Genomic DNA, 25,997 nt, shown 5'->3' on the forward strand with positions numbered 1-25,997 from the left:
AGCCCGCTGTTCGACACGTTCTTCACGACGATTCTGGCGCAGCTGCGTCTCGTGTTCGCTTCCGCGCCCGACGAGCGGCGCTTCCAGCGACCCTGGATCGCGAAGGATCAGCAGATTCTCGAGCTGATCGCCAACGGCCGCACCGCAGAAGCCAGCGCCGCGCTTGCCGACTACCTGAAGCAGTCCGAGCACGCGTTGCTCGATTACCTTTGAGTCACTTCCCCTCATTCACACCTCAGTCACTGATTCACCACCACTGCGCAAACCGGCTGCAGCGCGTAGCAAGCGCAGCCTGTGCGCCTGTCTTATGAAGGAGTCACCAGCATGTTGAATTACCCCGCCGCCTATCAGTCCACCAAGGGTTCCGCGCTCGACCCCGACAAGGCCTTCTATCAACGCATTGCCTCCGAACACGACACGCGTACGCTGGTCGAATCGATCGTTGTGCCGATCCGTTCGGGTCAGGCGTGGAGCGTGCCGGCCGGCCACGTGTTCCGGATTGTCACGATCGAAGGTCCGCAAGTCGCCGACCTGAACATGTGGAACCTGCACAATCCGCGCGAACGCATGTGGGCATCGCGCACGCGCCAGTTGCAGCAAGCGCACGTCAGCACCTTCGACCGTCTGTGGTCGACACTGCCGTTTCTGCGTCCCATGGTGACAATCACCGACGATAGCCTCGCCGACTACGGCGTCGACGAGCATGGCGGGCGCGTTCACGACCTGCTCGGCACACGTTGCGATCCGTATGTGAACCGGATGCTGACCGGCGAGGACTTTCATTTCCACTGCCACTCGAACCTGACGCGCGCCATCGCTCCGTATGGCCTGACCGAATACGACGTGCACGACGTGCTCAACGTGTTCCAATGCACCGGACTGAATCTCGAAGACAAATACTTCATGAAGGCATGCCCGGCCAAGAAGGGGGATTACCTCGAGTTCTTTGCGGAAATCGACCTGCTGTGCGCGCTGTCGACTTGCCCGGGCGGCGATCTGTCGTTACCGATGTGGGGACCGGACGCGCGCGATCCGCTGGAAGTGTGCCGCCCGCTCGGAATCGAAATCTACCGCCTCGCGCCGCAGATGCTCGACGGCTGGACGCCGCCCGCCGTTGCTGCCTACAAGGGCCTGCATGGGATGGCGCTGCTGCAGCCGCAGTGGAAATGCGGTTGCTGACTGAGGCTGCTCTGCGCGATATGGCTCGCTGAAGCCCTGGCGCCTTCGCCCCTCGTCTGTTCGCTGCCCACTGCAAACGAAATCACAGTGGGCGGCCACTAAAGCGCCAGTGACCGCACCATTCCCGCGCTCGAATCGCCCACATAAATCCCAAACGCATCTTCCGTACGCTCTTTCACGTACCGTCGCAGCATCGAGACCACCGCTGCGTCCCGCAACTCGCTCCACGGAATCTCGTTCAACGGCACGAACCGCACTGCGCCATCGGCAGGCACGTCGTTCACCACACGGCCACGATAGAAGATCTGTACCTCTCCCTCCCGTCCCGCCTCTGTTTCGAACACAGCAAACAAAAAGTCGAGGTGCGCATCAAGGCCATGTTTCGCCAGCACGCCACGCAGGCTCGCCGGATCCGTTTGCGGCTCGAGACGCGTGCCGGTAGGCAATTGCATACCATGCGCGGTTTCGATCAAGGCCAGCCCACGCTGATGCTCGAGAATCGCACCGACGCGTGCCCGCTGCCCCGTCGCAGCGAGCGCATCCTGTGACAGGCTGAAATCCACATAGGCGCCGCGGCAATAGCCAAGCGGCGTCGAACTCGTGTGTGTAAAGTCGACGACCCGCCCGATCAGGATGATATGGTCGCCCGCGTCGACCACCTCATGCGTTTCGCAATCGAAGCTGGCTGCGGCACCATCCATAACCGGCGCTCCGGTGTGACGGGCGTGCCAGGCCACCTGGCCGAACTTGTCCGTGCTCTTCGAAGCAAACACACCGGATACCGGGCGCTGATCCTGCGCCAGCACACTGACCGCAAAATGCGACGTCTTCGAGAACACCGGATGACTCGACGCGGTCTTCGCAATACAGACAAGGATCAACGGCGGGTCAAGCGACACCGACGTAAACGAGTTGGCCGTGAAGCCGCGCGGCGTGCCGTCCGGCTGAATGGTCGTCACGACGGTGACACCGGTCACGAAAGCCCCCAGAGCACGGCGGAATTCGGCCACATCGAAATGCGGTTCGCTCATGATGCCCTCCTCAGGATTGCCAAGCGGCGTTGCCCGCTTGACGAATGAATTGCAGCAGCGATCGATTCACCAGCTCCGACGCCGTCACATTCATCATATGACGCTCGCCGGCGATGATTTCCGCGCGTGCGCGAGGCGCCGCAGCCGCCATCGCGTGAGACATCGCGGGGCTGGAATTGGGATCGCACTCGCCGGTCATGAAGAGCGCCGGCATCGAAAGCTGCGGCAGGCGTCCCACGTGAGCCGCATCGGAGCTTGCGAAGAGCTGATAGGTACGCGCGTAGCCGAGCGGATTCACCGAACGCAGCAGCGAGCGCACGAGCTCGGCGACGGGCACCAGATGTGCGGGCACGGGATCGTCGAACCAGCGCGCGATGGTGGCGTCGATGCTCGGATCGCGTTGCGCCGCGTCAGCGGACACTTCGTTGCGCTTGCCATCCTGCAAGGCAGCTGCGCGTCGCATCACCGCTTCGCGCTGATCCGGCGTGCGGTCGTAGACCGCGTTGAGGGTCACGACGCTCAGCGCGCGAGCTGGATACCTGAGCGCAAACTCCAGCGCCACCAATGCGCCCATCGAATGGCCGACGATATGCGCGGCATCTGTTTGAAGACCATCGAGCAGCGCCGCAAGCTGCGCCGCGTAATCTTCGAGCGTCGGAGCGGCGCCTGGCAAACTGCTGCCGCCATGGCCCAGCATGTCATAGGTGATGACGCGCACGTCCTGCCGCAGCGCCTGAACCTGTGGCGCCCATACCGTCTGGTTCATGCCGACGCCGTGAATCAGCACAAGCGGAGTGCCCTCCCCGCAGACGCTATACGACGTGCCCGAGAGTACACCGTGTTGCGCCGGACGGTCGGCGAGCATATCGGTCTTCATGCCGCCCCCAGGTCCTTCAGGTCCTGATAGCGGTCGCCGATACGATGATGCGGCCGGCCGCCGATCGATGCGCCAAGCGCGACGACGAGTTCATCGGGCGCGGGCGCATCCACGATCGAAAACTGGATCGTGAGGTAATGCGAACGCATGCCTTCATCACCCTTGTGCATCAACGGAATGGCAATCGGACAGTTAGGACCGCCACGCAGATTCGTAAAGCTGAGATAGCTCTTTGCGCCGACTGCTTCGCGAAACTTGTTGCCGAAGCGCAGCGTATGGATGAGCGCGGAAGCATGCTCCAGTTCGCCGGAAGTGCCGACAAGCGCAGCCTTGCCATAGCCTTCCACTGCTTCACCCGAACCGGCAATGCGCAGGATTTCTCCAGTCAACACCTCGCCGAGCTGCGGGGCAAGCCCGTGAATCTCGGGCTTCAGATCTTCCACATAACCGCGGCCAGCCCACGGATTGCGTAGCACCGCCGCTGCCGCAAACAGCTTCAGCGGTCGCGGCGCAGCCTTCCCGCCTTCGATGAACGTGTCTTCCACATACGTAACTAACTTGCGAATTTCCAGCTTCATGTCTGCTCTCCACGGGGAACGGCGCACACGCCGGCATGCGATGACGCCTCGTTCGTATTATGGTATTCCATATTACTGCACGCAACAACAGAACGGTGGATGGTGTTTACGCGCAGTGGTTTGTGGCGCGGACACACTTGTTCAGACGTGTCAGTGCCTGACCGACAACGTCAGCACTACTGCTCTTATTCAGTGTGGAAAATATGCGAGCCCGAGGCGTGCATACGTATGGCGCGCGAAACGCGAAACTGTCACGGTCGCAGAACGCGCCCGCGGGGCAGGGGAACTACATCAGCGAGAGCAACGAAAGCGGCGCTTGAACGGAGTCAAATGGCCGGCCGGACAGAACCTGAGCCTACGCCGACGCACTCGCTTCGACTGCGTTCACGGCCAGTCTCGCCATCGCGATCGCAGCAGTTCTTCTGACATGTTCGAGCGACGCAGCGGCAGCCGCATCGCCATCGTGACGCGCGATCGCAGTGAGCAGCTTGTTCATCTCGCGATTCGACTCCGTACCACGACCCGGAGACGAAATCGTCATCGAACGCAACTGGTTGATCCGCGCGTTCAACGACTTGACCACCTGATGCATCATGACCTTGTGACCACCCGCAAACATGGCCGCGTAAAAACGCTCGGTGTCGTGCAGTACGCGTGAAAAATCGCCCTTTTCGAAGCCGTCTTCGATCTCTTTGCGGATTTCGCGCAGTTGCTTGATCACGGCCGGCGTCGCATGAACGGCGCATGCACGCGCTGCCTCGGACTCCAGCAACGCACGGATTTCGTAGATCTCCTCCACCTGCCCCGGATCGAGCCGTGCGACGATCGGCCCCTGATGCGCGACCGTTTCGACAAGGCCCTCCGTCTCCAGATGACGCAGCACTTCGCGCACCACCGTGCGGCTCACACCCAACTGGTCGCATAGCGTGCGTTCGATCAACCGGTCACCGGGACGATAGAAGCCTTCGGCAATCGCCCCACGCAGCTTTTCCAGTGTCAGCTCTCGCAGCGTCGGCGCGCTGCGGTCAACTCGCATTTGTTCGGACATGGCTCTCTTCTATAACGGACGGCGCGACATGACATGTTTCTGGAATCCCATAGTATCCCATACCAGCAGACGCAGCGCGTCTTCATACACGTCCGCGCGCCGCCACGGCTAGGCGGGAAACACTTTTCCCGACACACTATCCCAGTCGAGCCAGGCACGCGCGCCGATCTGCAGGCTCGCCTCCCGTGCTCCGATCGAAGTCCGCACCGCCACCTCCTGCTCCCACGGCGTCGCCACCGCGTAGTGCATCGTATCGCCCAGATACGTCACGTCGCGCACCGTGACAGGCAGACCGCCCCTGTCTCGCCCGGCCGGCTGCGCACGAATTGTGATCTGTTCGGGCCGCAGCATCAGCATGCCGCTATCGCCCACGTTGAGGCCGCGGCTCACGCTATCGCAGGACACCGGCTTGCCGTTCGGAAATATGGCCTGCGCGCTGCCTTGCACGCCGGCCACCTTGATTGGCAGAAAGTTCGAATTGCCGATGAAACTGGCCACGAAACGCGAAGCGGGGTTGGCATACAGTTCCTCGCCGGTGCCGACCTGCTCGAGGCGCCCTTTGTTGAACACGGCAATCCGGTCCGAAAGACGCAGTGCTTCTTCCTGATCGTGTGTGACGTACAGGATCGTGACACCGGTCTGCTGATGAATACGTCTCAGCTCCAGCTGAAGTTCCTCGCGCAGCTTCTTGTCGAGTGCCGACAGTGGCTCGTCCATCAACAGCACGGGCGGATCGTAGGCAAGCGCGCGGGCAATTGCAACGCGCTGCTGCTGGCCACCGGACAGTTGCGCCGGCATCCGGTCGCGGCAGTCGACCAGTTGCACAAGCTTGAGCATCTGGTCGACCTTCGCTTTGACCTGCGCATCCGGCGCGCGGCGCACACGTAGCGGAAACGCCACATTCTCGCCCACCGTCAGATGAGGAAAGAGCGTGTAGCGCTGAAACACCATGCCGATGTTGCGGCGGTTCGGCGCCACCGCAAGCAGCGGCTTGCCGTCCAGCAAAACGCGGCCGCCGGTCGGCGACTGAAAGCCTGCCACGATATAGAGCGTCGTGCTCTTTCCCGACCCCGACGGGCCTAGAAAGGTCATGAACTCCCCTTTCCGGATATCGAGCGAGACCTCGTCGATCGCCACCACCTGATCATAGGTTTTACGAAGGCTCTGAATCTGCAAAAACGGCGCGGTCATGACTTACCCCTCTTGAATGCGAGTCCAAGCAACATCAGAACGACAGTCAAACCCACCAGCAGCGACGACGCGGCCGCGATCACCGGCGTCAGGTCCTGGCGAAGCGTGCTCCAGATGCGCACCGGCAAGGTCTGCAAGGTGGGGCTTGCCATGAAGATCGACACGACTACTTCGTCCCACGAGGCGAGGAACGAGAATATCGCCGCCGCGAAAATCCCCAGCCGGATCGCGGGCAAGGTCACGCGCAGTTTCACCTGCAACGGACTGGCGCCGCAGATGAGCGCGGCGTCTTCGAGCGACGTATCGAAGCTCTCCAGCGAATTGCTGATCGCGATGATCGCAAACGGCAACGCGATGATCAGATGCCCGATCACAAAGCCGACCAGCGTACCGTTCAGTCCGATGCGCAGAAAGAACGCGTACAGCGCGACGGCCAGCACGACCACGGGCAGCACCATCGGCGTGAGGAAAAAGCCCTTGACCACCTCGCGTCCGCGGAACTTGCCGCGCACCAGCGCCAACGACGCAAAGAGACCCATCACTACCGCGAGCACCATCACGATCACCGCGAGCTCGACACTCGTCAGCAGCGAATCGAGCCAGCCCGGATCGGTCAGGAGTACGCGATACCACTGCAGCGTCCAACCCGGCGGCGGAAAGATCAGCCATTGCGAATCGCCGAACGACAGCGCGACGATGAACACAACCGGCAGCAGCAGAAACAGCGAAACCAGCACACCGACGCCTAGCAAAAACCAGCGCAGCGGCCCCAGGCGATCGAAATCGAGAAGCATCTCAGTGGTCTCCGAATGCGGTCTGCGCGCCGCGCGAGAACCGCAACTGCACGGCGTAGAGCGCCAGCGTGACGACCAGCAGCACGAAGGCCGCAGCACCCGCGAGACCCCAGTTGAGCAGTTCCTGCACCAGTTGCGCGATCAGCTCGGCCAGCATCATGTACGAGGGGCCTCCCAATAGCGCAGGCGTCACGAAGTAACCGAGCGCCATCACGAAGACCATCAGTGCGCCCGAGGCGATACCCGGCATCGCGAGCGGCACCAGCACGCGCCAGAACGCCTGCCAGCGGCTTGCACCGCAAATCGCTGCAGCTCGCAGCGTGGACGGGTCGATGCTGCGCAGCGTCGCATGCAAGGGCATCACGACGAACGGCAACATGATGTAGGTCATCCCGATCGTCACGCCCGTCAGGTTGTTCACCAGCACGAGCGGTTCGTGAATCACGCCGAGCGCCATCAGCATGCGGTTGATCGGACCCGTCTGCTGCAAAAGCACCATCCAGGCGAAGGTCCGCGCCAGCAGATTGGTCCACATGGACAGCAGCAGGATCGCAAAGACCAGCTTGCTAATGACGCGTGGCGCGATGGCGAGCAGCCATGCCGTCGGAAACCCCACCGCAACCGTCACCACGGTGACCACGGACGCCACCAGGAAGGTATTGCCGAACACGCGCAGATAGGTCGTGGAGCCAAGCAGCTGGGCGTAGTTCTGCAGCCCGGCGACCGGCTCCAGCACACTGCGCAAAAGCAGCGACAACACCGGCAGCACGAAGAACACCGCTAGCAGCAACAGCGCAGGCAGTAGCAGGCGGGCATTGCGCATACCGGTTCTCGCCTTCGGTGGTGAGCTGGCAGGTTGGGCGACGGAACTCATGGCATCGGACATGGCGGCTCCTGACCGGGGGTCTGCACCGTCAAGGCCTTACTTCGATTGCCACGCGTACCAGCGCTTGGCAATCTCGTCGCGATGATCCGCCCAGTATTTCATGTCCAGATTGATCTGTCCGGCCTGATGCTGGTCCGGCAAGGTCTTCGCTACGGAGACCGGCATCAGTGCCGCCGCCTTCGTGTTGATCGGCGCGTAGCCGGTATCTTCGGCGAACTTCGCCTGCGCTTGCGCACTCGTCGCCGCGGCAAGGTACTTCATCGCTTCGTCCTTGTGCTTCGCGCCCTTCGGCACCACCAGCATGTCGGCGGCAGTCAGGTTCTGGGTCCACGAGATGCCTACATCCACGCCGGTTTGCGACAGCGCATGCAGACGTCCGTTCCAGAACACGCCGATCGGCGCTTCGCCGGAGGCCATCAGTTGCTGCGACTGCGCACCGCCGCTCCACCAGACAATCTGGCTCTTGATCGTATCGAGCTTCTTGAACGCGCGGTCGAGATCGAGCGGATAGAGCTTGTCCGGTGCCACGCCGTCGGCGAGCAGGGCGACCTCCAGCACACCCGGTGCCGACCATTTGTAGAAGGTCCGCTTGCCAGGAAATTTCTTCGTGTCGAACAGATCGACCCACGTCGACGGCGGCGCGCTCTTATACGTGGCCTTGTTATAGCCCAGCACGAACGAATAGTAGAAGCTGCCGACAGCCCCCGGCGACATGAAGCGCGGATCGAGATCGGCCTTGTTGACGACCGAATAGTCGATCGGGTCCACGAGGCCGTCGCGCAGCGCGGCAAAGGCGAAATCGCCTTCGACGTCGACCACGTCCCACTGCACATTGCCGCTATCGACCATGGCCTTCAGCTTGCCGTAGTCGGTCGGGCCATCCATCAGCACCTGGATGCCAGTGGCCTGGGTGAAAGGCTGGGCCCAGTTCTTTTCCTGTGACGCCTGTGTCGTGCCGCCCCAGCTTGCAAACACAATGGGGGCCGAGGCTGCGAAAGCCGGCGCAGCCGCCACGAGTGCGGAGAGCGTCAACAGGCTGACGACCGGGCCGGTGATTGCGCGAGTCACACCAGATGTGGGGGTGCGCAAACGAAACAGATGCTTCATGACGACTGCTCCTTAAGGGCGACAAGCCGGCTTCACTCAACGTTGGCTCGGCAGAAAGACAGGAAAAAGGGTGATAAAGGCTATTTCAGCGGCGAGAACGAGGTGGGCTTCATGATCTTGCTTTCCATGGTCTCGAGCAGCGCCTGGATCTTCGGCGCAAACACCTGCCAGGCGGGATCTTCAGCGAGCCGTTGACGGCGCGCCTCGCGCTCGTCGAGACTCGGATACGCCCAGATATGCACGATCTGGTTCAGTGGGCCGATTTCCGAAAAGAAGTAGCCGACCAATTCCCCCAGATGATGTTTCTGCAGCGCGATGCCCTCTTCCTCCACCAGCTTCAGATACGCGGGCACAGCACCCGTCTTGATGCGATAGGTCCGGATTTCGTAGTACATGAATGCCCTCAGCGCATAACGAAGGGATCGGCAATCGGCTCGTCCGAGGTGCGGATCCAGATAGATTTGGTACGTGTGTATTCCAGTACGGCGTCGAGTCCGCCCTCACGGCCCAGACCGCTCAGTCCGTAGCCGCCGAACGGCACGATCGGCGACACGGCACGGTACGTGTTGACCCAGACAATGCCGGCGCGCAACGCACGTGTCAGACGGTGGGCGCGGGTCAGGTCGCGTGTGAACACGCCGGACGCGAGACCGTAGCGCGTGTCGTTGGCAAGCGCGACGGCTTGCGCTTCCGTATCGAAGGTCATCACGCTCAGCACCGGTCCGAACAGTTCCTGCGCCACGCTCGGCACCTGGGCATCAGGGCAATCGACAATAGTCGGCTGGAAGTAGTAGCCCTCGCCCAGTCCGGCCGCGCGCTCGCCCCCGGTCAACAGCACCGCGCCGGCCGCGAGACTCGCCTTGAGCACCGACTCGATGTGATCGCGTTGCCTGCGGGTCGCAAGCGGACCCATTTCTGTGGCGACGTCCTGCGGATCGCCGATGCGAATCGCGCGTGCCTTCTCGATCAGCCGTTGCAACAGACGCTCGCGCATGCCGCGCTGCACCAGCAGACGCGAACCGGCCACGCAGCTTTGTCCGGAGGCGGCGAAGATGCCTGCGATGACCGCGTTGCTGACACTCTCGAGGTCGGCGTCATCGAACACCAGCACCGGCGATTTGCCGCCCAGTTCGAGTGAGGTCGCCGCGAGGTTCTCAGCGGAATTGCGGACGATGTGGCGCGCCGTTTCCGGACCGCCAGTGAACGCGATGCGTGACACCAGCGGATGAGTTGTCAACGCCTGGCCGCAATCGGCGCCAAAGCCGGTCAGGATGTTCACCACACCAGCAGGGAAGCCCGCCTGATGCACGAGCCGCGCGAACGCGAGCAAAGGCGCAGGGCCGTCTTCCGAAGCTTTCAGCACGATCGTGCAACCCGCGGCCAGCGCAGGTCCCAGTTTTACCGCGGAGAGGAACAGTTGCGAATTCCACGGCACGATGCCCGCCACCACGCCCACCGGCTCGCGGCGCAGGAACACTTCCATGTCGGGCTTGTCGACCGGCAGATAGGCGCCCTGGATCTTGTCGGCCACGCCCGCGTAATAGCGGTAGTACTCGGCGACATAACCAATCTGGCTGCGCGTCTCGCGGATAATCTTGCCGGTGTCGGCGGTCTCGAGTTCGGCAAGCTGTTGCGCGTTCTCGGCCACCAGATCTGCGAGCCGGTACAGCAGCTTGCCGCGCGCGCTCGCCGTCAGCGCGGCCCAGGCGGGCTCGCTCAACGCACGATGCGCGGCCTGCACGGCGCGGTCCACGTCCGCCGCGCTAGCCGCCGGCATCTTCGCCCACACGGCGCCGGTCGCCGGGTTCACGCTGTCGAAGGTAGTGGTTGCATCCTCGAAGGTGCCGTCGATGTACTGCTGGAACGATTTCAACATGTCACCTGCTCCTGGTTCGCTGCGTCGGGTTCCACGCGCAGCTCAATGCACCTTGAAGGCCGGCATCACATCCGAGATAAACAGTTCGAGCGACTTGCGCTTGCGCTCGAAGCTCATGTTGCTGTCGATCCAGAAGCTGTATTGATCGAAGCCCATCTCTTCGTACTGCTTCAGACGCCTGACGACATCCTGCGGCTCGCCGATCACGAGGTTCTTGCGAATCAGCTCGGGTTCGTATTGCGGGAAGCCTGCAATATCGGCCTCAGTGAGGGGCTCGATAAAACCCTGCTCGACCGGCCGCTCGTTTTTGAACCACTTGCTGAAGTAGCAGTAGAAACGGCTCAGATCGTCGACCGCGGCATCGACTTCCTTCGCGTCTGCGCCGACAAACGTATGCATCAGCATCATGATCTGCGGCCGTGGCACTTCCGGATGCGCGTTGCAGGCCGTATTGAAGCGCTCCATCAGACTCACGACTTCGCCATCGCCCGCCGACAGCGACGTCACCTGCACATTGCAGCCGTTCGCCACCGCGAAGTCATGCGAATTCGGGTCACGCGCAGCGAGCCACAGCGGCGGGACGGGTTGCTGAACCGGGCGCGGCACCGGGGTAGTCGACGGCCACTTCCAGAACTCGCCGTCGTGGGCGTAGTTACCCTTGAAGAGCTGGCGCAGCGCCGGCACCAGTTCGCGCATGCGTGCGCCGGCGCCAAACGCATCGAGGCCCGGCAGCAGCCGCTCGTATTCGAACGAATAAGCGCCGCGAGCAATGCCGAGGTCGAGACGGCCGTTGCTCGCGACATCGACCATGCCGGCTTCTCCGGCGAGGCGAATCGGATGCCAGAATGGCGCGATGACGGTTCCCGTACCAAGGCGGATGCGCTCGGTACGGGCAGCCAGATAGGCAAGGTTGATAAAGGGATTGGGGGCGATCGTAAATTCCATCGCATGGTGTTCGCCCACCCACGCGGTTTCGAAACCGCCGCGCTCCGCCATCTGAACCAGTTCGGTCAATTCATCGAAGAGCTGCCGATGCGGCGTGCTCGCCTCGTACCGCTCCATGTGAACAAACAACGAGAATTTCATGATCGACCTACTCCCAGAAGAACATCAGGTGTGTCATGTGGACGCCCGCGGCGATCGGAGCGCGTCCACTGTGAGTCGACCGCGATAGCGCTGCGGATGGTATTACGGTATTCCAACCAAATCACCGACGCAAGCGATTCAATATTATGGTATTCCATAATATTGAATCGCTTCGGGGCAGGCAGAAAAGGCTTTCCCTGAATCTGCGCATCGCTCTTCCAGCCATGACGTAGCGTTATGCCCGCTCTAACAATTCAGGAATTGCGAGCGGGAAAATGGTCCCCTACATTTTGACCACGACGTTTCCGGCGCAATGTGCCTCGCATGCCCCTCGTGCCGCCGATACGCTTCGCAAATAGCGGCCTGCACCCCTAAGTGGCATGACATGCGGACACGGGCCTCGCTAACGAACCCTCCAACCTTGGGGATAACCGCCGTGAAAATGATGAAGCCGGGTTGCATCACCGTTCTGTCGCTCGCCATCACGCTGCTGAGTACACCTGTGCTGGCCGCGAGCGGCCGGATCACCTTCGTCTCGCAAGGCGGCGTCTACCAGGAAGCGCAGACCAAGGCCATCCTCGATCCGGCCGCCAAGCTGCTCGACATCACCGTCAATCAGGACAGCGTGCCCGACGCGTACCCGGCCATCAAGGCGCAAGCGGCGGCCGGCAAGCCGATCTGGGACGTGGTGGATACTCCCGCGTCGAACTGCCTGCGCGGCGGCAAGGAAGGGCTGATCGAAAAGCTCGACTTTTCGAAGATCCCGAACGCCGCGTCGATACCGGAGAAATACCGCACGCCCTACTCCGCGGCCTACGAGTTTTACTCGACGGTGATCGCATACAACAAGAAGTCGCTCAAGAAAGTCCCGCAAAGCTGGGCCGACTTCTGGAACGTCAAGGACTTTCCGGGCACGCGTGCCCTGCGCAACGATCCGCAAGGCACGCTTGAGGCTGCGCTACTCGCGGACGGCGTGGCGCGCGACAAGCTCTATCCGCTCGACGTGGATCGCGCCTTCAAGAAGCTGCAGCAAATCAAGCCGGACATCACGGTCTGGTGGACCTCGGGCGGCCAATCGGCGCAGTTGCTGCATGACGGCGAAGTCGACATGGAAATGATCTGGAATGGCCGCGCCAGTGCCGTGCGCAAAGACAACCCCGATGTCGACTTCACCTTCAACGATGGCCTGCTGCAGAACACGCAACTGTGCATCGTGAAGAACGCGCCGAACATGGCGACCGCGGTGAAATTCCTCAACGCGGCGTTCTCGCCCGATCTGCAGGCCAATCTGCCGCTTTATATCGACTACGGCCCGGGCAATCCGGCTGCCTTCAAGACCGGCAAGATCACCGCGCAACGCGCTAGCGAGTTGCCGAGCTCGCCCGCCAACGCGGCGAAACAGGCCCTGCTCTCCGAAGAATGGTGGGCCTCCGATGCCGGTATCGCCGCTCGTGCTCGCTGGCTCAAGTTCATGCAGTAGCCGCAACGCGCCACGTGATCGACTATCTGATTCTGGGTGGAGGCTCGGCGGGCTGCGTGCTCGCCGCGCGTCTTTCGGAAGATCCGGAGAAGACCGTGTGCCTCATCGAGGCCGGCCGGGACATCTCGCAGGCGAACATGCCGGATGCGATCCGCAGCCGCTATCCAGGCCGTGCGTATCTCGACCTCAGCAATATCTGGCAACGGCTTACTGCGGTGATGTCTACACGGCTTACCTCTGCCGGGAATGAGGCCGGCGCGAGTACTGACACATCCCGGCGCTACGAGCAGGCGCGCCTGTTAGGCGGTGGTTCGGCCATCAATGCGCTGATGGCCAATCGCGGCGCCCCCGCCGACTACGATGAATGGGAAGCGCTCGGTGCGCACGGCTGGAACTGGCAAACCTGCCTGCCGTATTTCCGCAAGCTTGAAACGGACTGTGATTTCGACGGCGAACTGCATGGCCAGCAAGGTCCTGTGCGCATCCAGCGTACGGAATGGGCTCGCGTGTCGCCGTTCGTGCGAGCTGTGCTAGGCGCGCTCGAACAGCTCGGCCATCCGCGGCGCGCGGATCAGAATGGCCCGTGGCAAGACGGGACCTATGTCGGCTCGATAGCAGTGGGCGAGACCGGTGAACGCATTCCGACCTCAGTCTGCTATCTGAGCGACGCAGTCCGGAAACGGCCGAATCTAACGATCCGCACTCACCTCCTCGCCGAGCGCATCCACTTCGAAGGCTCGCGCGCGACAGGTGCGCGATTGCGGCACGAAGATGGTTCGACAGAAGATCTCAACGCGAAGGAAACCATCGTTTGCTCGGGAGCGATTCATAGTCCCGCGCTGCTGCTACGCAGCGGCATCGGCCCAGCCACCGACCTTACCGCACTCGGCATTCCCCTCGTAGCCGATTTACCCGGGGTAGGCCGCAATCTGATGGAGCATCCTTCGATCGCCGTTTCCGCCTGGCTGCCGCGCGCCGGCCGCACGTCGTATCCGCAAGAGCATCACGAGCAGGCCATCGTACGCTTCTCCTCACGCTTGCCGGACACCGTAGCCGGGGACATGCACGGTGCGATCCTGTCGCGCTCCGGCTGGCATTCGATCGGATACCGGCTCGGCACGATATTTTTCTGGGTAAACAAATCGTACTCGCGTGGCCAGCTAAAACTGGTCTCAGCGGATCCGCGCGACGAACCGTCGGTCGAGTTCAACATGCTGTCCGATCCGCGCGACCTCGAGCGCCTGAAACTCGCCATGCGCATGGGGGCTACCACCCTCGCATGGAATTCAATGGCAGGGATACGCGACACGATCTTTCCGTCGAGCTATTCGCCGCGTGTCGCGAAGGTCGCAATGCCCGGCAAGTTCAACGCACTGCAGCGTGGCGCGCTCAGCGCACTGCTCGATGTCGCCGGGCCGCTGCGTGGCTGGCTGATTCGCCGACTGATTACCCAGGGCGTCACGATCGAAAGCCTGCTCGCCGACGATGCAGCACTAACCCGATTTGTCACGCGCTCAGCAGGCTGCACGTGGCACCCGTCCGGCACTTGCCGGATGGGCTCGACCAACGACCCTCAAGCGGTGACCGACGCGAGCGGCTCCGTGCGGAACGTCGAAGGTTTGCGCGTGTGCGATGCCTCGTTGATGCCGTCGATCCCCTGCGCCAACACGAATATCCCGACCATCATGATCGCCGAGCGCATCGCCGATATGATCAGGCTCGCGCAGCCGGCCTGCGAGTTACCACAATCGTCACAATCAGACATAAGGTCAGCGCAGTCAGCAAGGTACTGATCGCCGCAATCGTCGGATCGATTTCATCGCGCAACGCGACAAACATCCGCCGCGTGAGCGTCTGTTTATCGCCACCGGAAACAAACAGCGCCACCACGGTCTCATCCAGCGCCTGAATGAACACGAACACCGCGGCCGAAATCACACTCGATCGGATTTGCGGCAGCGTCACCGTCATAAAGCTGCGCAAGCGGTTCATGCCGAGACTGCGGGCAACCATCTCCTGGGTCTGATCGAAGGTCCGCAGATCCGCGCTCACGGAAATCAGCACATACGGCAGACCGAGCATCGTATCGGCGAGAATCAACCCGGTCATGCTGTTGACGAGGCCGGTGCGCGCATACACGAAGAACACCCCAACCGCGACGATGATGATCGGCACCATCAATGGCAGCATGAGTACGAGACGCACATAGCGCATGCTCCAGTGGGTGCCGTTCTGGATCCCATACGCCGCCGCGACGCCAAGCGGCGTCGCGATCAGCGCCGCGGACACGGAAGCTGTCAACGTGGTGCGCGCGGCAGCCATCCATGTCGGACTGCCGACGAATGCTTCGTACCAGCGCAGCGAATAAGCCGGCGGCGGGAAGGTCATAAAACGCGTGTCGGAAAACGACAGCGGCACGACGATCAGGACCGGCACGATCAGAAACAGCAGGATCAGCACAACCACAGCGCCTAAAACAAGCTTGCCGGATGCGGATCTTTTCATTTCGCCCCCAGGGTCTTCTCGAGCGGTATCACGCGGCTCACCGCGTAGAAAATCGCAAACACGCAGACGAGCAGCACCACGCTGACGGCGCTCGCCGCCCCCCACTTATCGTAGAGCTCCACGTTACGGCTGACCAGCATCGACACCATCATCGATCTGCCGCCGCCCATCAGTTCCGGCGTGATGTAAAAGCCGAGGCAAAGAATGAACACAAGAGTGGCGCCCGCGAGCACCCCGCTTAACGACAGAGGTAGAAACACCCGCAGAAATACGTGCAGCGGCGAACCGCCGAGACTCGCTCCTGCATGCATGAGGTTCTCCGGAATCTTCTGCATTGCCGAGTACAGCGGCAAGACCATGAACGGCAGCAGGATATGCACCATGGCGATGATCGTGCCTAACTGGTTGTAAGCCAGTTGCAACGGATGGTCGATCACGCCCATCGACAGCAGCGTCTTGTTGACGAGTCCCGTGCGCTGCAGCAGCACGAGCCAAGCGTAGGTGCGCACCAGCACGCTGGTCCAGAACGGCAGAATCACGAGGCCCAGTACGAGCGCGCTCAACTTCGGCGGCAACGCGGCGGCCGCGTACGCCACCGGATAGCCCAGCAGCAGCGTAACGAGCGTGACGATAAAGCTAAGTTTGAAAGTAAGCGCGAACGTGGCTCCGTAGGCGCTCTCGGTGAAAATGCGCCGGTAGTTTTCGAGCGTAAAACCGTCAGCGTAGATCGATTGCCAGGACAGCCACGCGAGCGGCACCACCAGCAATATGACGATTACGATCAGCGCCGGCGCGATCAGCAGCAGCATCGTGCGGTCCTCGCGGCGCTGATACCGCACTGCTGCGTTGGCCCTGTCGACCGCGCTGGCCGCATCGGCCTTATCGGCCGCGAAAGAAGGCATCAACCCGTCTCCTGCAGAAGTTCGCCCCGCGGTGGCGTCGCGCTGAGCCGGCATCACGCACCTATCGCATCGAGAAACTGATACCACGCCGCAACCATCCGCACGCCCGGTGAGCGCAGCGCATGAAAGGGCACCGGTTGCAGACCGTTCGTTGCGAGCAGCGACAATTCCGGCTTGTCGCCGAGCACGAGCGCCGCCGCCTGCTGACCGAGCAGGCTGGCCATCGCCACACCTGCTCCGTTGTACCCCAGACAAAATGTCGTGACAGCATCGCTGCGCCCGATATGCGGCAATTGATCGAAGGTCATGCCGACGTAACCCGACCAGCGGTACTCAACCTTCACGCCGGCAAGATCCGGAAACAGCGCGACCATTGCGCGCTGCAACGCATCAAAACCGGTCAGTTGTCCTTCCTTGCCGAACGCATCGCGTCCACCGAACACCATCCGGCCATCCGCCTTGCGGAACCACTTCATCATGCGCCGCGTTTCGGTGTAGCTGCGCTGTTCCACCATCAGACGTGCATCGAGTTCGGCGGGTAAACGCTCGGTTGCGATGATGGCGCTGCGAAACGGCACGAGCGTGCGCTGATAAGCCCCGGTGGCTGGCGTCAGACTGGAATACGCGTTCGTCGCGACAATCACCTGTTTGGCCCGCACCGTGCCGCCTGGCAGGCGCAACAGTACGCCCTCGCCGTCGTGCTGCATGCCGATCACCGGACTCGACTCGTAGATCGGGACTTTGCGAACCGTCAAGCCGGCGGCGATACCCTGCACGTAGCGCAGCGGCAAGACCGTGCCGGCGTCCGCGCTCAATACGCCGCCAACGAAAGCACTTGACCCGGTCTCGCGCGCCACTTCGGCACGCGATTGCACGGACATCGACGTATCGCCGAGCGCCTGTCGCACCCAGTCCGCTTCGGCACGAATCGTTGCGAAAGCGCGCTCCGTATGCGCGCAACGCAAGCTGCCAGTGTGCTGAAAATGCGCGTCTTCAAGCTTGAATTCGTCGACCAGCGACTCGACCACCCGCACCCCTTCGTGCGCGAGGCGATGCATCGTGCGCGCCGTGTCGAGCCCATGCAACCGCGCGATGGTCGGAAACGAGAGGCGGAATTTGGACGACACCACGCCGCCGTTACGGCCACTAGCGCCCCAACCGACCGGATTGGCATCGAGCACCACTGTCTCCACGCCGCGTTTTTGCAATGCATACGCGGCACAAAGACCCGAGTAGCCGGCACCGATCACCGCCACCTCGGCCACCAGATCGCGGGCCAACGGCGCTCCGGTGCTAACGGGCGCCGTCGTGCCACCCATCGCGGACCACAGCGAGGCAGCGGACTGCCGGGCGGCAGGCTGCTTCATGCGGCGACCTGCTCCTCGGCCTCGACCGCGTCGGCAAGCGCTTTGAGCGTCGCGAACCTGAAATCAGGCGTGGTCACGCGCTCGGGTATCGGCGTCGCGCCGAACCCTTGCAGCCCCTGACGGCGCTCGATCCAGCACACCGTATACCCGAGCTCGCGAGCCACACCGATGTCGTGGTACTGGCTTTGCGCAACGTGCAGGATGTCGCCGAACTTGTAGCCGAAGGCGGACTGACGTCCGCGGTTGTAGGCGAAAAACTGCGGGTCCGGCTTCGCAACGCCTGTTTCGTCGGCGGTAACGCTGTCGTCGAACGGATCGCCGAGCGTGTGCGCATACGCCGACAATGCCACGCGATCGGCATTGGTCATCGCCACCAGCCGGAAATGGCGGCGCAGGCGCTGCAACGCTGCCACCGAATCGTCAAACGCGGGCCAGTCGAGCACGTCGCGCTGAAAAGCAGCGGCCGTCTGCGCATCGGTGGGCAGGCCCAGTTCAGTCGCCAACGACTGATAGACGCTCGCCATGGCGTGGCTAGAGCGGCCCGGATACGTCGCGCGGCCGCGGATGTACGGTTCAAAGATCTGGTCGTCGGTCAAGGTGCGGGCCGCTTCGCCGCCGAGCCGCCGGATCGATTCCAGCACGCCCTTTTCAAAGTTGATCAGCGTGCCGACGACGTCGAACGTCAGCACCTTGAAATCGGTCAGCTTTTTCATTCGTATTCCTCTTCAGTTTTATGTGAACCCTGGATGAGAGAGCCCGGCAATCCGGGTACATGGATCAGGCCGGCACGACTATGGTGTCCTGCGGGTCGAGCACCACGGTCATCTCCATGCCGGGCGCGGGAATCTGCAGCCGGGCGTGGTAACTGCCCGGCTGGCGCAAGCTGATTGCCGTACCATCCGGCAGCGTCGCAAAGACGCGCAGACTTTCGCCCTGGTACAGCACCTCGGTCACGCGGCAGCGCAGCTGGTTGAGCTGCGCGCCGTTATCATCGTGGCCGTCGTGGATACGCAGTTTCTCCGTCTGCACCGCCAGCAGCAAAGCCTCGGCATGCGGCAACGGATGCGCTGTGCGCAGCACGGTCGCCCCGAGCAGCACCGCATCGGCGCCAGCACGCGTCACGCTCAACAACGTCGCTTCGCCGATAAAGCTCGCCACGAAGGCATCGCGCGGCCGGTCGTACAGATGCTCCGGCGTGTCGACCTGCACGAGGCGCCCGTTGCGCAACACGGCAACGCGGTCGCTCATCGTCAGCGCCTCGCGCTGATCGTGCGTCACATAGACGATCGTCGCACCGAGCTTTCTGTGCAGGCGGCGCAGTTCGATCTGCATGGTTTCGCGCAGTTGCTTGTCGAGCGCAGAGAGCGGCTCGTCCATCAGGATCAGTTGGGGCTCGAACACCATGGCGCGGGCGAGCGCGACGCGTTGACGCTGGCCACCCGATAGCTGAGCAATGCGCCGGCCTTCGTAGCCGCTCAGTTCGACCATTGCGAGCGCATCCGATACTTTTTTCGCCCAGCCCGACTTCGGCTGGCGCCGCGCGCGCAGCGGATAAGCGACGTTTTCGCCGACCGTCATATGCGGAAACAGCGCGTAGTTCTGAAACACGATGCCAATGTCGCGTTTATGAGGCGGCGCAAATGTAATATCACGGCCACCCACCCATACCGAGCCAGAACTCGGCTGCACGAAGCCACCCAGAATGCCGAGCAACGTGGTCTTGCCCGACCCGGACGGCCCGAGCAGCGAAACGAATTCGCCCGGCGCGATGTCGATGGACACGTCGTCGAGCGCGACCACCGGACCGTAGCGCCGCGCTGCCGAACGGATCGACACATCTGCTTTCGCTCTTGCGTCCATACTTGTTTCCCGTCCACAGGACCATCGGTTAGAAAAATATACGTGGCTGTTATTTCGTCAGCAATTCCCAAATTGTTGGATCAGGCATAACATCACGTCATGCCCAATCTCCGCCGCAAACTCCCCAGCGCCAACGCCCTGTTCGTGTTCGAGGCCGCGGCGCGGTGCGGCAACTTCACGCGCGCCGCCGAAGAGCTCTATGTCAGCCAGCCGGCCGTGAGCCGCATGCTCGCGCGTATGGAAGACCACCTGGGGGTGCAACTGTTCGAGCGCGTGCGCGGCGGCATCGAACTGACCGAGAACGGCAAGATCCTGTATCGGAAGATTTCGGAGGGGTTTGGCGGGATCGAATCGGCAATCCGCGAAATCGAGGCAAGGGCAACCGGCATCGAAACGGTAACCCTCTCGGTTTCGACCGCTTTCACCACGCATTGGCTGATGCCGCGCATGAACCGCCTGAATCAGGCCTTTCCGGGCGTCGATCTGCGTTTCCAGCTGATTTCAGGGCGCATCGGCGGCCCGCTTGTCGACGTCGACCTCGGCATGCGCTTCAGGACCGACGAAGAAATCGACGAGCACTCGGCTCTTGTGATGCCGGAAGTCCTGCTACCCGTATGCAATCGCCGCTATCACGAGCAACTGTTGCTGGACGCCGGCAGTCCGCACGACGACACCGTGATCAACATGGATGACGGCGAGCGCGGCTGGCAGGAGCGTTTCGCCGCGTTCGCCGAGCATCAGCGCAGGGCCGCGACCATGCTGAGCTTTTCCGACTATGCGATCGTGGTGCAGGCCGCCTTGCTGGGCCAGGGAGTCGCGCTGGGCTGGTTGAACGTGCTGTCGCACTGGCTGGCCGACGGCGCGCTGATCCCGGCTGAGAAAGAACTGATCGTGACGGACCGGCGCTGCTGTCTGGTGTGGCCGGCGAGCCGTCCGTTGCGCCCCGTGGTGGCTGCGCTGCGCGACTGGATCATCGAGGAAGTGCACGCCGACATGATTCGCGTCGACGCGGCCTACCCCGATCTGTGCCTCGCAACCACGCTGCTCAATGGTAAAGCGCTTTAGCGGCAGCGCCGACGCGCGCCGCTGACGGCAAGCTCAATGCATTACGCCGAAAATCACATCCGCGCCTTCGACCGGTGTGAGGCCGACCTTGAAATACCCTTCAAGCCGGTCCGCAACCGTTTCGTCGAGTGTGAACGGCGGCCGGATAAAGCCGACCTTGACCGCATGTTCGTACCACGCAGTGATCCACGCGCGCAGGTCGACCACATACTGTGGCGGTCCAATATATTCGTCGTAAGCCATGATCTCTCCTTCCCCTTGGTCATGCCATCAGGCGGCTAACCGGCCAACGCTCATCGCAGGCTGGCGATTCGCTGGCGGAAAGACATGCCAGTTGCCGTCGTCATGGCGGAAGAAAAACAGGGTGACTGGACCACTCGGGCAGTTCGCTTCGATGCACACCCGGCAGATGCGGCCGGATTGCGAACGTTGTGTCATCAATACGCGGAGCGGTTGGGCGCTGGCCGCGCCAAGCCACTTCTCGACCAGCAAGCGCAACGACTTTTCCGCAGTACTCATAGCCCCTCCGAGGTGCCCATGAAAGCATCGTAGGGTCTACGGAAATGCACCTGTATCGGGAGTGGCGGATGTTGGACGCCGGATCGGCTGATTCTCCACTCAGGATTTCCCTAACAATCCTTAGACATTTAATGCGCGCTGGCTATTCGGCGGCTAGCCCGTGCCGGATCGCATAACGGATCAGCTCGGCGTTGTTCGCGAGACCAAGCTTTTGCATGAGACGCATCTTGTGAGTACTGATGGTTTTCGCGCTAAGCGCGAGGCCCTCGGCGATGTCGTTGATGCTTTTGCCCGACGCCAGCATCTGCAGCACCTGGAATTCACGGTCGGACAGAATTTCGTGCGGCGGCGCATCGCCCGAATGCGTCTCGAAGATGATCGCGTCAACCAGCTTCGGGTCGATAAAGCGGCCACCGCTCGCCAGTTTGCGGATCGCGGTAAGCAAGACCTCGGGATCGCTGTCCTTCGTTACATAACCGGTCGCGCCCGCTCGCAAGGCACGCGACACCACCTGGGCTTCGTTGTGGATGCTCAGCACCAGCACCGGCAACGACGGCTGCTCGGCGCGGACGCGCCGGATCAGGTCGACGCCACTGATGCCCGGCATCGTCATGTCGAGCAGCAACAGGTCGATCTCGCACGTGCGCAGCTTGTCGACGACTTCGGAGCCTTGTGCCGCCTCTCCGCTCACGACGATGTCGGCGGTCGTCGCGATGATCTGCTTCAATCCGCCGCGCACGATAGCGTGGTCGTCTGCAATAAGTATCTTGATCATGTGTGAGGTTCTTCGTCTAGCGGAATGTGAATCGAAACTGAGGTGCCTGTACCGGGTGAGCTGTCGATCAGCAGCGAGGCGCCAATCAGGCGGGCGCGTTCGCGCATACCAAGCAGACCGTAAGAATCGCCTTTGCGCGCTTCGTCCTGATCGAAGCCGCAACCGTCGTCGCTCACGTGTAGATCGAGCCCGCTCGCGGAGCGCGTTAGCGTGACGTCCGCTCTGGTGGCGCGGGCATGGCGCGCAACATTCGTGAGCGAAGCCTGAACAATGCGAAATACTGCCGTTGCATGAGCATCCGGAAGCACAGGCTCGCTGCCGTTGATGCGAAACTGGCAGGGAATGTTGTTACGCCGGCTGAAATCTTCAACCAGCCATTCGAGTGCGGAAACGATGCCGAAATTGAGTGCCGCGGGCCGCAGATGGCTCGCCACATTGCGCACCATCCAGATGGTCGTTTCAACCAGTTCGCGCATGTCGTCGGCCTTTTTTGCCGCATCCGAGTCGCCGGCGAGGCGCATCTTGAGCAGCGAAACATCCATTTTCAACGCCGTGAGGAGCTGCCCCAATTCGTCGTGAATCTCCATCGCGATGCGCTTTCTTTCTTCTTCGCGAATCGCTTCCATGTAGGCCGACAGCTCGCGTAGCTGCTCTCGCGATTCGAGCAGCGCCTGTTCGATGCGCTTGCGCTCCGTGATGTCGTTCAGGCCGACGTAAATGGCGGGCGCCTCGTTATAGGTCGCCACGCGGGCCGTCGCCATCGCCCAGAATACGGAGCCCTCCGGCCGCGTGAACTGAATCTCGCTGTTATGAAAACTCCCCTCACGCTGCAAATGGTCGACCAGGCTGTCGCGCTCCAGCGGATCGGCGTAAAAGTCCACGATATTCGCGGCGTCGTTGAGCAGGTCGAGTCCGAACAGTTCCTGGAACGGCCCGTTCGTATAGAGAAGCTGCCCACCCGGCATCGAGGTAATGCATAACGGCACCGGGCTCGTCTCGACAATCGCACGAAAACGCGCCTCGCTCGACAGCAGTTTCGCCTCGGCGCGTCTGCGCTCCTCGATCTGCGCCAGCAGGCTCTGGTTCGCCCGCGCCAGTTCGGCGGTGCGCAGCGCGACGCGCCCCTCCAGTTGGTCGCGCGCACGCGATAACGCCGCCTCGGCCTGCTGGCGCACCGACACCTCGGCGAGCAGTTGCCGGTTCTGCACCACCAGTTGCTTGTGCATCGTTCGCAGTGCGAGATGTGTGCTGACGCGCGCGATCATTTCCTCGACGTGCACGGGCTTGGTCAGGTAATCGACCCCGCCCGCGGAAAATCCTTCGACCATATCCTCGCTGCCGGTACGCGAGGTCATGAAGATCACCGCAATATCGCGCGTGCGATCGTCCAGCTTCAGACGCCGGCAGGTTTCGAAGCCGTCGATGCCGGGCATCTTGACGTCGAGCAGAATCAGATCAGGTTGCGAAAACTGCGCGCGCTCGAGCGCCTCCGCGCCGTCGAGCGCGACAAGGACGCGAAAGCCGCGTTCAGTCAGACTGTCGACGACGACGCCCAGATTGGCAGGCGTATCGTCGGCGATGAGGATAGTGGGCTGCTCGCTGAATTGGCCCGTTGCGTCGCTCATGGTGCCGGCCTTTGCGCAATATTTTGTTCGACCAACTCAAGAATCGCCTTCGACTGGTAGCCCTTCGCCAGTAGACGCACCTGCTCCGCGAACGGGACATAGCGTGCGTCGAGTGCCGCGACGCGCTCGCTCCAGAGCGAAATTTCCCTCATGTCCCCGTGACGGGCGAGGCGGTGCAACTCGTTCATTTCCTGAGGTGGCACTGCAAGACTCGCTTCGGACAACGACACGCCCTGTTGCACGGCGGTGGCGGTTGCCGTCGCCGGCACTGCTGCATACGTCCACTCCAGGCCGAGCAACGCCGCGATCTTCGCAAGCAGCCGGTCGAAATCGACTGGCTTCGGAAGAAAGGCATTCACGCCGGCATCGAGGCTCCGTTTCTCGTCAGTGCCGGACGGACTCGCGGACATCGCGATGATCGGCACATCCGCAATGCCCGGCGACTGGCGCAACCGCTGCGTCACTTCGAGGCCGTCCATGTCGGACATCACGATATCTGTAACAACCAGGGACGGCCGCTCGTGTTGCGCCTGTGCAAGCCCTTCACGACCGGTCGCTGCTTCGACGGTGTCGAAGCCGAGCCGCTCGAGCAACGCAACGACAACCGCCCGATTGACCGGCACGTCGTCGATCACCAGCACCTTCTTGCGCGGACCGTCGTAACCCGTCGCATCCCGCGCGGGCGGCGCAATCACCGGGACGTCCAGCAACGCAAGCGCCGCCGCAAGCTCGAACCAGAATACGCTGCCTTCTCCAAGCCGGCTTTCGACGTGGATCTCTGCGCCCATCGCACGCAAGAACTGGCGGCTAATCGCAAGACCCAGCCCCGTGCCGCCAATTCGCCGCTCGTGACCGCCGACCTGTTCAAAGGGCTCGAAAATCGTCTCCAACTGCTCAGCGAGCATGCCGACACCCGTGTCCCGTACCTCAAAGCGCACCGCCCCCGACTCAGCCCTCATGATATGCAGACTCACGCTGCCATGGTCGGTGAATTTGACGGCATTCGCGAGCAGATTGAGCAGCACCTGGCGCAGGCGTTGTCCGTCTGCGCGCACGCCGGCAGGCGCATCGACAGCGATTTCGCAGATGAAATCCAGACCCTTTTGCTCCGCTTTCACACTGATGATCTCGCGCAGCACGTCAACCAGCCCCCCCAACGGCACGTCGCCGATCTGGACACGCAATTTGCCGGCTTCGATCTTTGCGAAGTCGAGCGTGTCGTCGATCAGCGTCAACAGGTGTTCGCCACTGCGCTGGATCACCGCAACACCTTCGAGCTGCCGCTCGCCGAGCGCAGGGTCACGCCGCAGGATCTGGGCGTAGCCGAGAATACCGTTCAGCGGCGTGCGCAGTTCGTGGCTCATATTGGCCAGAAACTCGCCCTTGGCGCGGTTCGCCGCCTCGGCGGCCTGGCGCGCCTCGCGCTCCATCACGGCCGCGCGCTCCTCGAGATACGCATGATGCAGCCGCGCGCCCATCGCGTTGAAAGCCGCCACCACGCGGTCGAGTTCATCCGGTGCGTTGGGTGCCCGCCGCTGCAGGCCAAGCGGTTGCGGCGTCTCGCGAAAATCGTAGTCGCCCACGCCACTCGCGATCGCAGCAAGATGCCGCGTCACGAGCCGGGACAGGATGTAGATCGCGAACAACGAAACCAGGAACGTATTGGCCGCCTGGCTCACAAGAATGAGCAGCGCCGTATGCGTCAGTTCGTGGTACAGATTAGCCAGCGTGGCCTGGACATAGAGCGTGCCGATCCGCTGATCCTTGCCCTGCACCCGGTAGAGCAGCGGAAATTCGCGGGCTATTGACGGACCGGCCGTGCGCCGCCCCGCCGTCACGACCATCGGCGCAGCGCTCGCACCGGCTTCGACAACCTCCGCGGCGCAGATATCTTCGAGACGCAGAATGCCATCCAGCTCGATTTGCAGTTGCGGCTGATCGAGCCGCCAGAGCGCCTCGCCGACGCCGCCGCCGTAGCTTCTGTCGATGTCCGCGAGACGATTTTGGACCAGTTCGATTCCTCGGTCATAATCACGGTAGAGTTGCAGCGCAGTCAGCAAAAGCGTGACTACGCAGCTGAAAAGGAATACCGTCGCGAGAAGCCGCAGAACCACGCTGTGGCGAAAGCGATTGAGCGAACCCCACCATGCGCCGAACGTGTTGAGAGCCATATTCCCCCGCGAGTGCCCTGGTTCTCGTTTTGCCTATTCTGCACTCGTTGCCGATCCGCGGTCTACCCATAGAGC

At 62.2% G+C, this 25,997-nt stretch carries 25 protein-coding genes and 1 pseudogene; 5 read left to right on the forward strand and 21 right to left on the reverse strand.

Features of this window, described 5'->3' with window-relative positions; genetic code table 11:
- A pseudogene (locus M0954_RS28045) lies at positions 1–213 on the forward strand (GntR family transcriptional regulator); the annotation flags it as partial.
- Between the two features lie 111 nt (positions 214–324).
- Complete coding sequence (locus M0954_RS28050) at positions 325–1,179, forward strand: DUF1989 domain-containing protein (RefSeq protein ID WP_297356756.1); 855 nt, start codon at positions 325–327, stop codon at positions 1,177–1,179.
- A gap of 98 nt (positions 1,180–1,277) precedes the next feature.
- Here the strand turns inward: M0954_RS28050 and M0954_RS28055 are convergent, their stop codons facing one another.
- The 11 genes from M0954_RS28055 to M0954_RS28105 all read right to left on the reverse strand — a co-directional run bounded on the left by M0954_RS28055 (position 1,278) and on the right by M0954_RS28105 (position 11,653).
- Positions 1,278–2,210: a flavin reductase gene (locus M0954_RS28055; protein ID WP_297356757.1), complete on the reverse strand. Its 933-nt coding sequence runs from the start codon at positions 2,208–2,210 to the stop codon at positions 1,278–1,280.
- A 10-nt stretch (positions 2,211–2,220) separates the two neighbouring features.
- Positions 2,221–3,087 (reverse strand): alpha/beta fold hydrolase, encoded by an 867-nt coding sequence (locus tag M0954_RS28060; RefSeq protein ID WP_122158341.1) that lies wholly within the window; start codon positions 3,085–3,087, stop codon positions 2,221–2,223.
- Positions 3,084–3,665 carry an amino acid synthesis family protein gene (locus M0954_RS28065; protein ID WP_122158340.1) on the reverse strand — a complete coding sequence of 194 codons (582 nt, stop codon included), beginning with the start codon at positions 3,663–3,665 and terminating at the stop codon, positions 3,084–3,086. Before M0954_RS28065 ends, M0954_RS28060 begins: the two co-directional genes overlap by 4 nt.
- Positions 3,666–4,020: 355 nt before the next feature.
- Positions 4,021–4,713 (reverse strand): GntR family transcriptional regulator, encoded by a 693-nt coding sequence (locus tag M0954_RS28070; protein WP_122158339.1) that lies wholly within the window; start codon positions 4,711–4,713, stop codon positions 4,021–4,023.
- A gap of 108 nt (positions 4,714–4,821) precedes the next feature.
- A complete protein-coding gene (locus tag M0954_RS28075; protein ID WP_133893527.1) occupies positions 4,822–5,904 on the reverse strand; it encodes an ABC transporter ATP-binding protein in 1,083 nt (360 codons plus the stop codon).
- Positions 5,901–6,698: an ABC transporter permease gene (locus tag M0954_RS28080; RefSeq protein ID WP_133893528.1), complete on the reverse strand. Its 798-nt coding sequence runs from the start codon at positions 6,696–6,698 to the stop codon at positions 5,901–5,903. Before M0954_RS28080 ends, M0954_RS28075 begins: the two co-directional genes overlap by 4 nt.
- A gap of 1 nt (position 6,699) precedes the next feature.
- A complete protein-coding gene (locus M0954_RS28085; protein ID WP_123388211.1) occupies positions 6,700–7,584 on the reverse strand; it encodes an ABC transporter permease in 885 nt (294 codons plus the stop codon).
- Between the two features lie 36 nt (positions 7,585–7,620).
- Positions 7,621–8,691, reverse strand: coding sequence for an ABC transporter substrate-binding protein (locus tag M0954_RS28090; protein ID WP_122158335.1), 1,071 nt, complete (start codon positions 8,689–8,691; stop codon positions 7,621–7,623).
- Between the two features lie 80 nt (positions 8,692–8,771).
- Positions 8,772–9,086: an NIPSNAP family protein gene (locus M0954_RS28095; protein WP_122158334.1), complete on the reverse strand. Its 315-nt coding sequence runs from the start codon at positions 9,084–9,086 to the stop codon at positions 8,772–8,774.
- A gap of 8 nt (positions 9,087–9,094) precedes the next feature.
- Entirely contained in the window at positions 9,095–10,567 is a 1,473-nt protein-coding gene (locus M0954_RS28100; RefSeq protein ID WP_122158333.1) for an aldehyde dehydrogenase, read from the reverse strand.
- Between the two features lie 42 nt (positions 10,568–10,609).
- Positions 10,610–11,653: an LLM class flavin-dependent oxidoreductase gene (locus M0954_RS28105; RefSeq protein WP_133893529.1), complete on the reverse strand. Its 1,044-nt coding sequence runs from the start codon at positions 11,651–11,653 to the stop codon at positions 10,610–10,612.
- A 445-nt stretch (positions 11,654–12,098) separates the two neighbouring features.
- Between M0954_RS28105 and M0954_RS28110 the strand changes: the two genes are divergently transcribed.
- Together M0954_RS28110 and M0954_RS28115 are read left to right on the forward strand one after the other, a co-directional pair.
- Positions 12,099–13,133 (forward strand): ABC transporter substrate-binding protein, encoded by a 1,035-nt coding sequence (locus M0954_RS28110; protein WP_133894977.1) that lies wholly within the window; start codon positions 12,099–12,101, stop codon positions 13,131–13,133.
- Positions 13,134–13,147: 14 nt separating this feature from the next.
- On the forward strand, positions 13,148–14,926 hold the full coding sequence (locus M0954_RS28115) for a GMC family oxidoreductase (protein ID WP_297356759.1): 1,779 nt from the start codon (positions 13,148–13,150) through the stop codon (positions 14,924–14,926).
- Here M0954_RS28115 and M0954_RS28120 read toward each other — a convergent pair.
- The 5 genes from M0954_RS28120 to M0954_RS28140 form a co-directional block, all read right to left on the reverse strand.
- Positions 14,847–15,638: an ABC transporter permease gene (locus M0954_RS28120; RefSeq protein WP_122158330.1), complete on the reverse strand. Its 792-nt coding sequence runs from the start codon at positions 15,636–15,638 to the stop codon at positions 14,847–14,849. The genes M0954_RS28115 and M0954_RS28120 overlap by 80 nt on opposite strands.
- Positions 15,635–16,540: an ABC transporter permease gene (locus M0954_RS28125; protein ID WP_122158329.1), complete on the reverse strand. Its 906-nt coding sequence runs from the start codon at positions 16,538–16,540 to the stop codon at positions 15,635–15,637. The genes M0954_RS28120 and M0954_RS28125 overlap by 4 nt, the downstream gene beginning before the upstream one ends.
- Before the next feature lie 53 nt (positions 16,541–16,593).
- Positions 16,594–17,859 carry an FAD-binding oxidoreductase gene (locus tag M0954_RS28130; RefSeq protein ID WP_297356771.1) on the reverse strand — a complete coding sequence of 422 codons (1,266 nt, stop codon included), beginning with the start codon at positions 17,857–17,859 and terminating at the stop codon, positions 16,594–16,596.
- 44 nt (positions 17,860–17,903) lie between these two features.
- Entirely contained in the window at positions 17,904–18,620 is a 717-nt protein-coding gene (locus M0954_RS28135; RefSeq protein ID WP_123388215.1) for an HAD-IA family hydrolase, read from the reverse strand.
- Between the two features lie 64 nt (positions 18,621–18,684).
- A complete protein-coding gene (locus M0954_RS28140) occupies positions 18,685–19,767 on the reverse strand; it encodes an ABC transporter ATP-binding protein (protein WP_133893532.1) in 1,083 nt (360 codons plus the stop codon).
- A gap of 99 nt (positions 19,768–19,866) precedes the next feature.
- Here M0954_RS28140 and M0954_RS28145 point away from each other — a divergent pair, with 99 nt between their 5' ends.
- The gene (locus tag M0954_RS28145) at positions 19,867–20,832 is read left to right on the forward strand and encodes a LysR family transcriptional regulator (protein ID WP_123388217.1); all 966 of its coding nucleotides are present in this window, start codon (positions 19,867–19,869) and stop codon (positions 20,830–20,832) included.
- 33 nt (positions 20,833–20,865) lie between these two features.
- Here the strand turns inward: M0954_RS28145 and M0954_RS28150 are convergent, their stop codons facing one another.
- From M0954_RS28150 to M0954_RS28170, 5 genes are all read right to left on the reverse strand, one after another.
- Entirely contained in the window at positions 20,866–21,075 is a 210-nt protein-coding gene (locus M0954_RS28150; RefSeq protein ID WP_122158324.1) for a hypothetical protein, read from the reverse strand.
- A gap of 27 nt (positions 21,076–21,102) precedes the next feature.
- On the reverse strand, positions 21,103–21,351 hold the full coding sequence (locus M0954_RS28155) for a hypothetical protein (protein WP_123388218.1): 249 nt from the start codon (positions 21,349–21,351) through the stop codon (positions 21,103–21,105).
- Between the two features lie 142 nt (positions 21,352–21,493).
- Entirely contained in the window at positions 21,494–22,126 is a 633-nt protein-coding gene (locus M0954_RS28160; RefSeq protein WP_122158322.1) for a response regulator transcription factor, read from the reverse strand.
- The gene (locus tag M0954_RS28165) at positions 22,123–23,751 is read right to left on the reverse strand and encodes a response regulator (RefSeq protein ID WP_123388219.1); all 1,629 of its coding nucleotides are present in this window, start codon (positions 23,749–23,751) and stop codon (positions 22,123–22,125) included. Before M0954_RS28165 ends, M0954_RS28160 begins: the two co-directional genes overlap by 4 nt.
- Positions 23,748–25,922, reverse strand: a complete 2,175-nt coding sequence (locus M0954_RS28170; RefSeq protein WP_297356761.1) for an ATP-binding protein — start codon at positions 25,920–25,922, stop codon at positions 23,748–23,750. Before M0954_RS28170 ends, M0954_RS28165 begins: the two co-directional genes overlap by 4 nt.
- Positions 25,923–25,997: the final 75 nt, after the last annotated feature.

The organism is Paraburkholderia sp. (assembly GCF_026225065.1).
Taxonomy (GTDB): Bacteria; Pseudomonadota; Gammaproteobacteria; order Burkholderiales; family Burkholderiaceae; genus Paraburkholderia.

Coding starts and splice junctions, on each gene's coding strand:
- M0954_RS28150 (WP_122158324.1), bottom strand. CDS start 21,075: ATGGCTTACGACGAATATATTGGACCGCCACAGTATGTGGTCGACCTG.
- M0954_RS28110 (WP_133894977.1), top strand. CDS start 12,099: ATGAAGCCGGGTTGCATCACCGTTCTGTCGCTCGCCATCACGCTGCTG.
- M0954_RS28080 (WP_133893528.1), bottom strand. CDS start 6,698: ATGCTTCTCGATTTCGATCGCCTGGGGCCGCTGCGCTGGTTTTTGCTA.
- M0954_RS28070 (WP_122158339.1), bottom strand. CDS start 4,713: ATGTCCGAACAAATGCGAGTTGACCGCAGCGCGCCGACGCTGCGAGAG.
- M0954_RS28160 (WP_122158322.1), bottom strand. CDS start 22,126: ATGATCAAGATACTTATTGCAGACGACCACGCTATCGTGCGCGGCGGA.
- M0954_RS28130 (WP_297356771.1), bottom strand. CDS start 17,859: ATGGGTGGCACGACGGCGCCCGTTAGCACCGGAGCGCCGTTGGCCCGC.
- M0954_RS28055 (WP_297356757.1), bottom strand. CDS start 2,210: ATGAGCGAACCGCATTTCGATGTGGCCGAATTCCGCCGTGCTCTGGGG.
- M0954_RS28095 (WP_122158334.1), bottom strand. CDS start 9,086: ATGTACTACGAAATCCGGACCTATCGCATCAAGACGGGTGCTGTGCCC.
- M0954_RS28105 (WP_133893529.1), bottom strand. CDS start 11,653: ATGAAATTCTCGTTGTTTGTTCACATGGAGCGGTACGAGGCGAGCACG.
- M0954_RS28065 (WP_122158340.1), bottom strand. CDS start 3,665: ATGAAGCTGGAAATTCGCAAGTTAGTTACGTATGTGGAAGACACGTTC.
- M0954_RS28140 (WP_133893532.1), bottom strand. CDS start 19,767: ATGGACGCAAGAGCGAAAGCAGATGTGTCGATCCGTTCGGCAGCGCGG.
- M0954_RS28170 (WP_297356761.1), bottom strand. CDS start 25,922: ATGGCTCTCAACACGTTCGGCGCATGGTGGGGTTCGCTCAATCGCTTT.
- M0954_RS28125 (WP_122158329.1), bottom strand. CDS start 16,540: ATGCCTTCTTTCGCGGCCGATAAGGCCGATGCGGCCAGCGCGGTCGAC.
- M0954_RS28135 (WP_123388215.1), bottom strand. CDS start 18,620: ATGAAAAAGCTGACCGATTTCAAGGTGCTGACGTTCGACGTCGTCGGC.
- M0954_RS28075 (WP_133893527.1), bottom strand. CDS start 5,904: ATGACCGCGCCGTTTTTGCAGATTCAGAGCCTTCGTAAAACCTATGAT.
- M0954_RS28100 (WP_122158333.1), bottom strand. CDS start 10,567: ATGTTGAAATCGTTCCAGCAGTACATCGACGGCACCTTCGAGGATGCA.
- M0954_RS28145 (WP_123388217.1), top strand. CDS start 19,867: ATGCCCAATCTCCGCCGCAAACTCCCCAGCGCCAACGCCCTGTTCGTG.
- M0954_RS28165 (WP_123388219.1), bottom strand. CDS start 23,751: ATGAGCGACGCAACGGGCCAATTCAGCGAGCAGCCCACTATCCTCATC.
- M0954_RS28155 (WP_123388218.1), bottom strand. CDS start 21,351: ATGAGTACTGCGGAAAAGTCGTTGCGCTTGCTGGTCGAGAAGTGGCTT.
- M0954_RS28050 (WP_297356756.1), top strand. CDS start 325: ATGTTGAATTACCCCGCCGCCTATCAGTCCACCAAGGGTTCCGCGCTC.
- M0954_RS28060 (WP_122158341.1), bottom strand. CDS start 3,087: ATGAAGACCGATATGCTCGCCGACCGTCCGGCGCAACACGGTGTACTC.
- M0954_RS28120 (WP_122158330.1), bottom strand. CDS start 15,638: ATGAAAAGATCCGCATCCGGCAAGCTTGTTTTAGGCGCTGTGGTTGTG.
- M0954_RS28090 (WP_122158335.1), bottom strand. CDS start 8,691: ATGAAGCATCTGTTTCGTTTGCGCACCCCCACATCTGGTGTGACTCGC.
- M0954_RS28085 (WP_123388211.1), bottom strand. CDS start 7,584: ATGTCCGATGCCATGAGTTCCGTCGCCCAACCTGCCAGCTCACCACCG.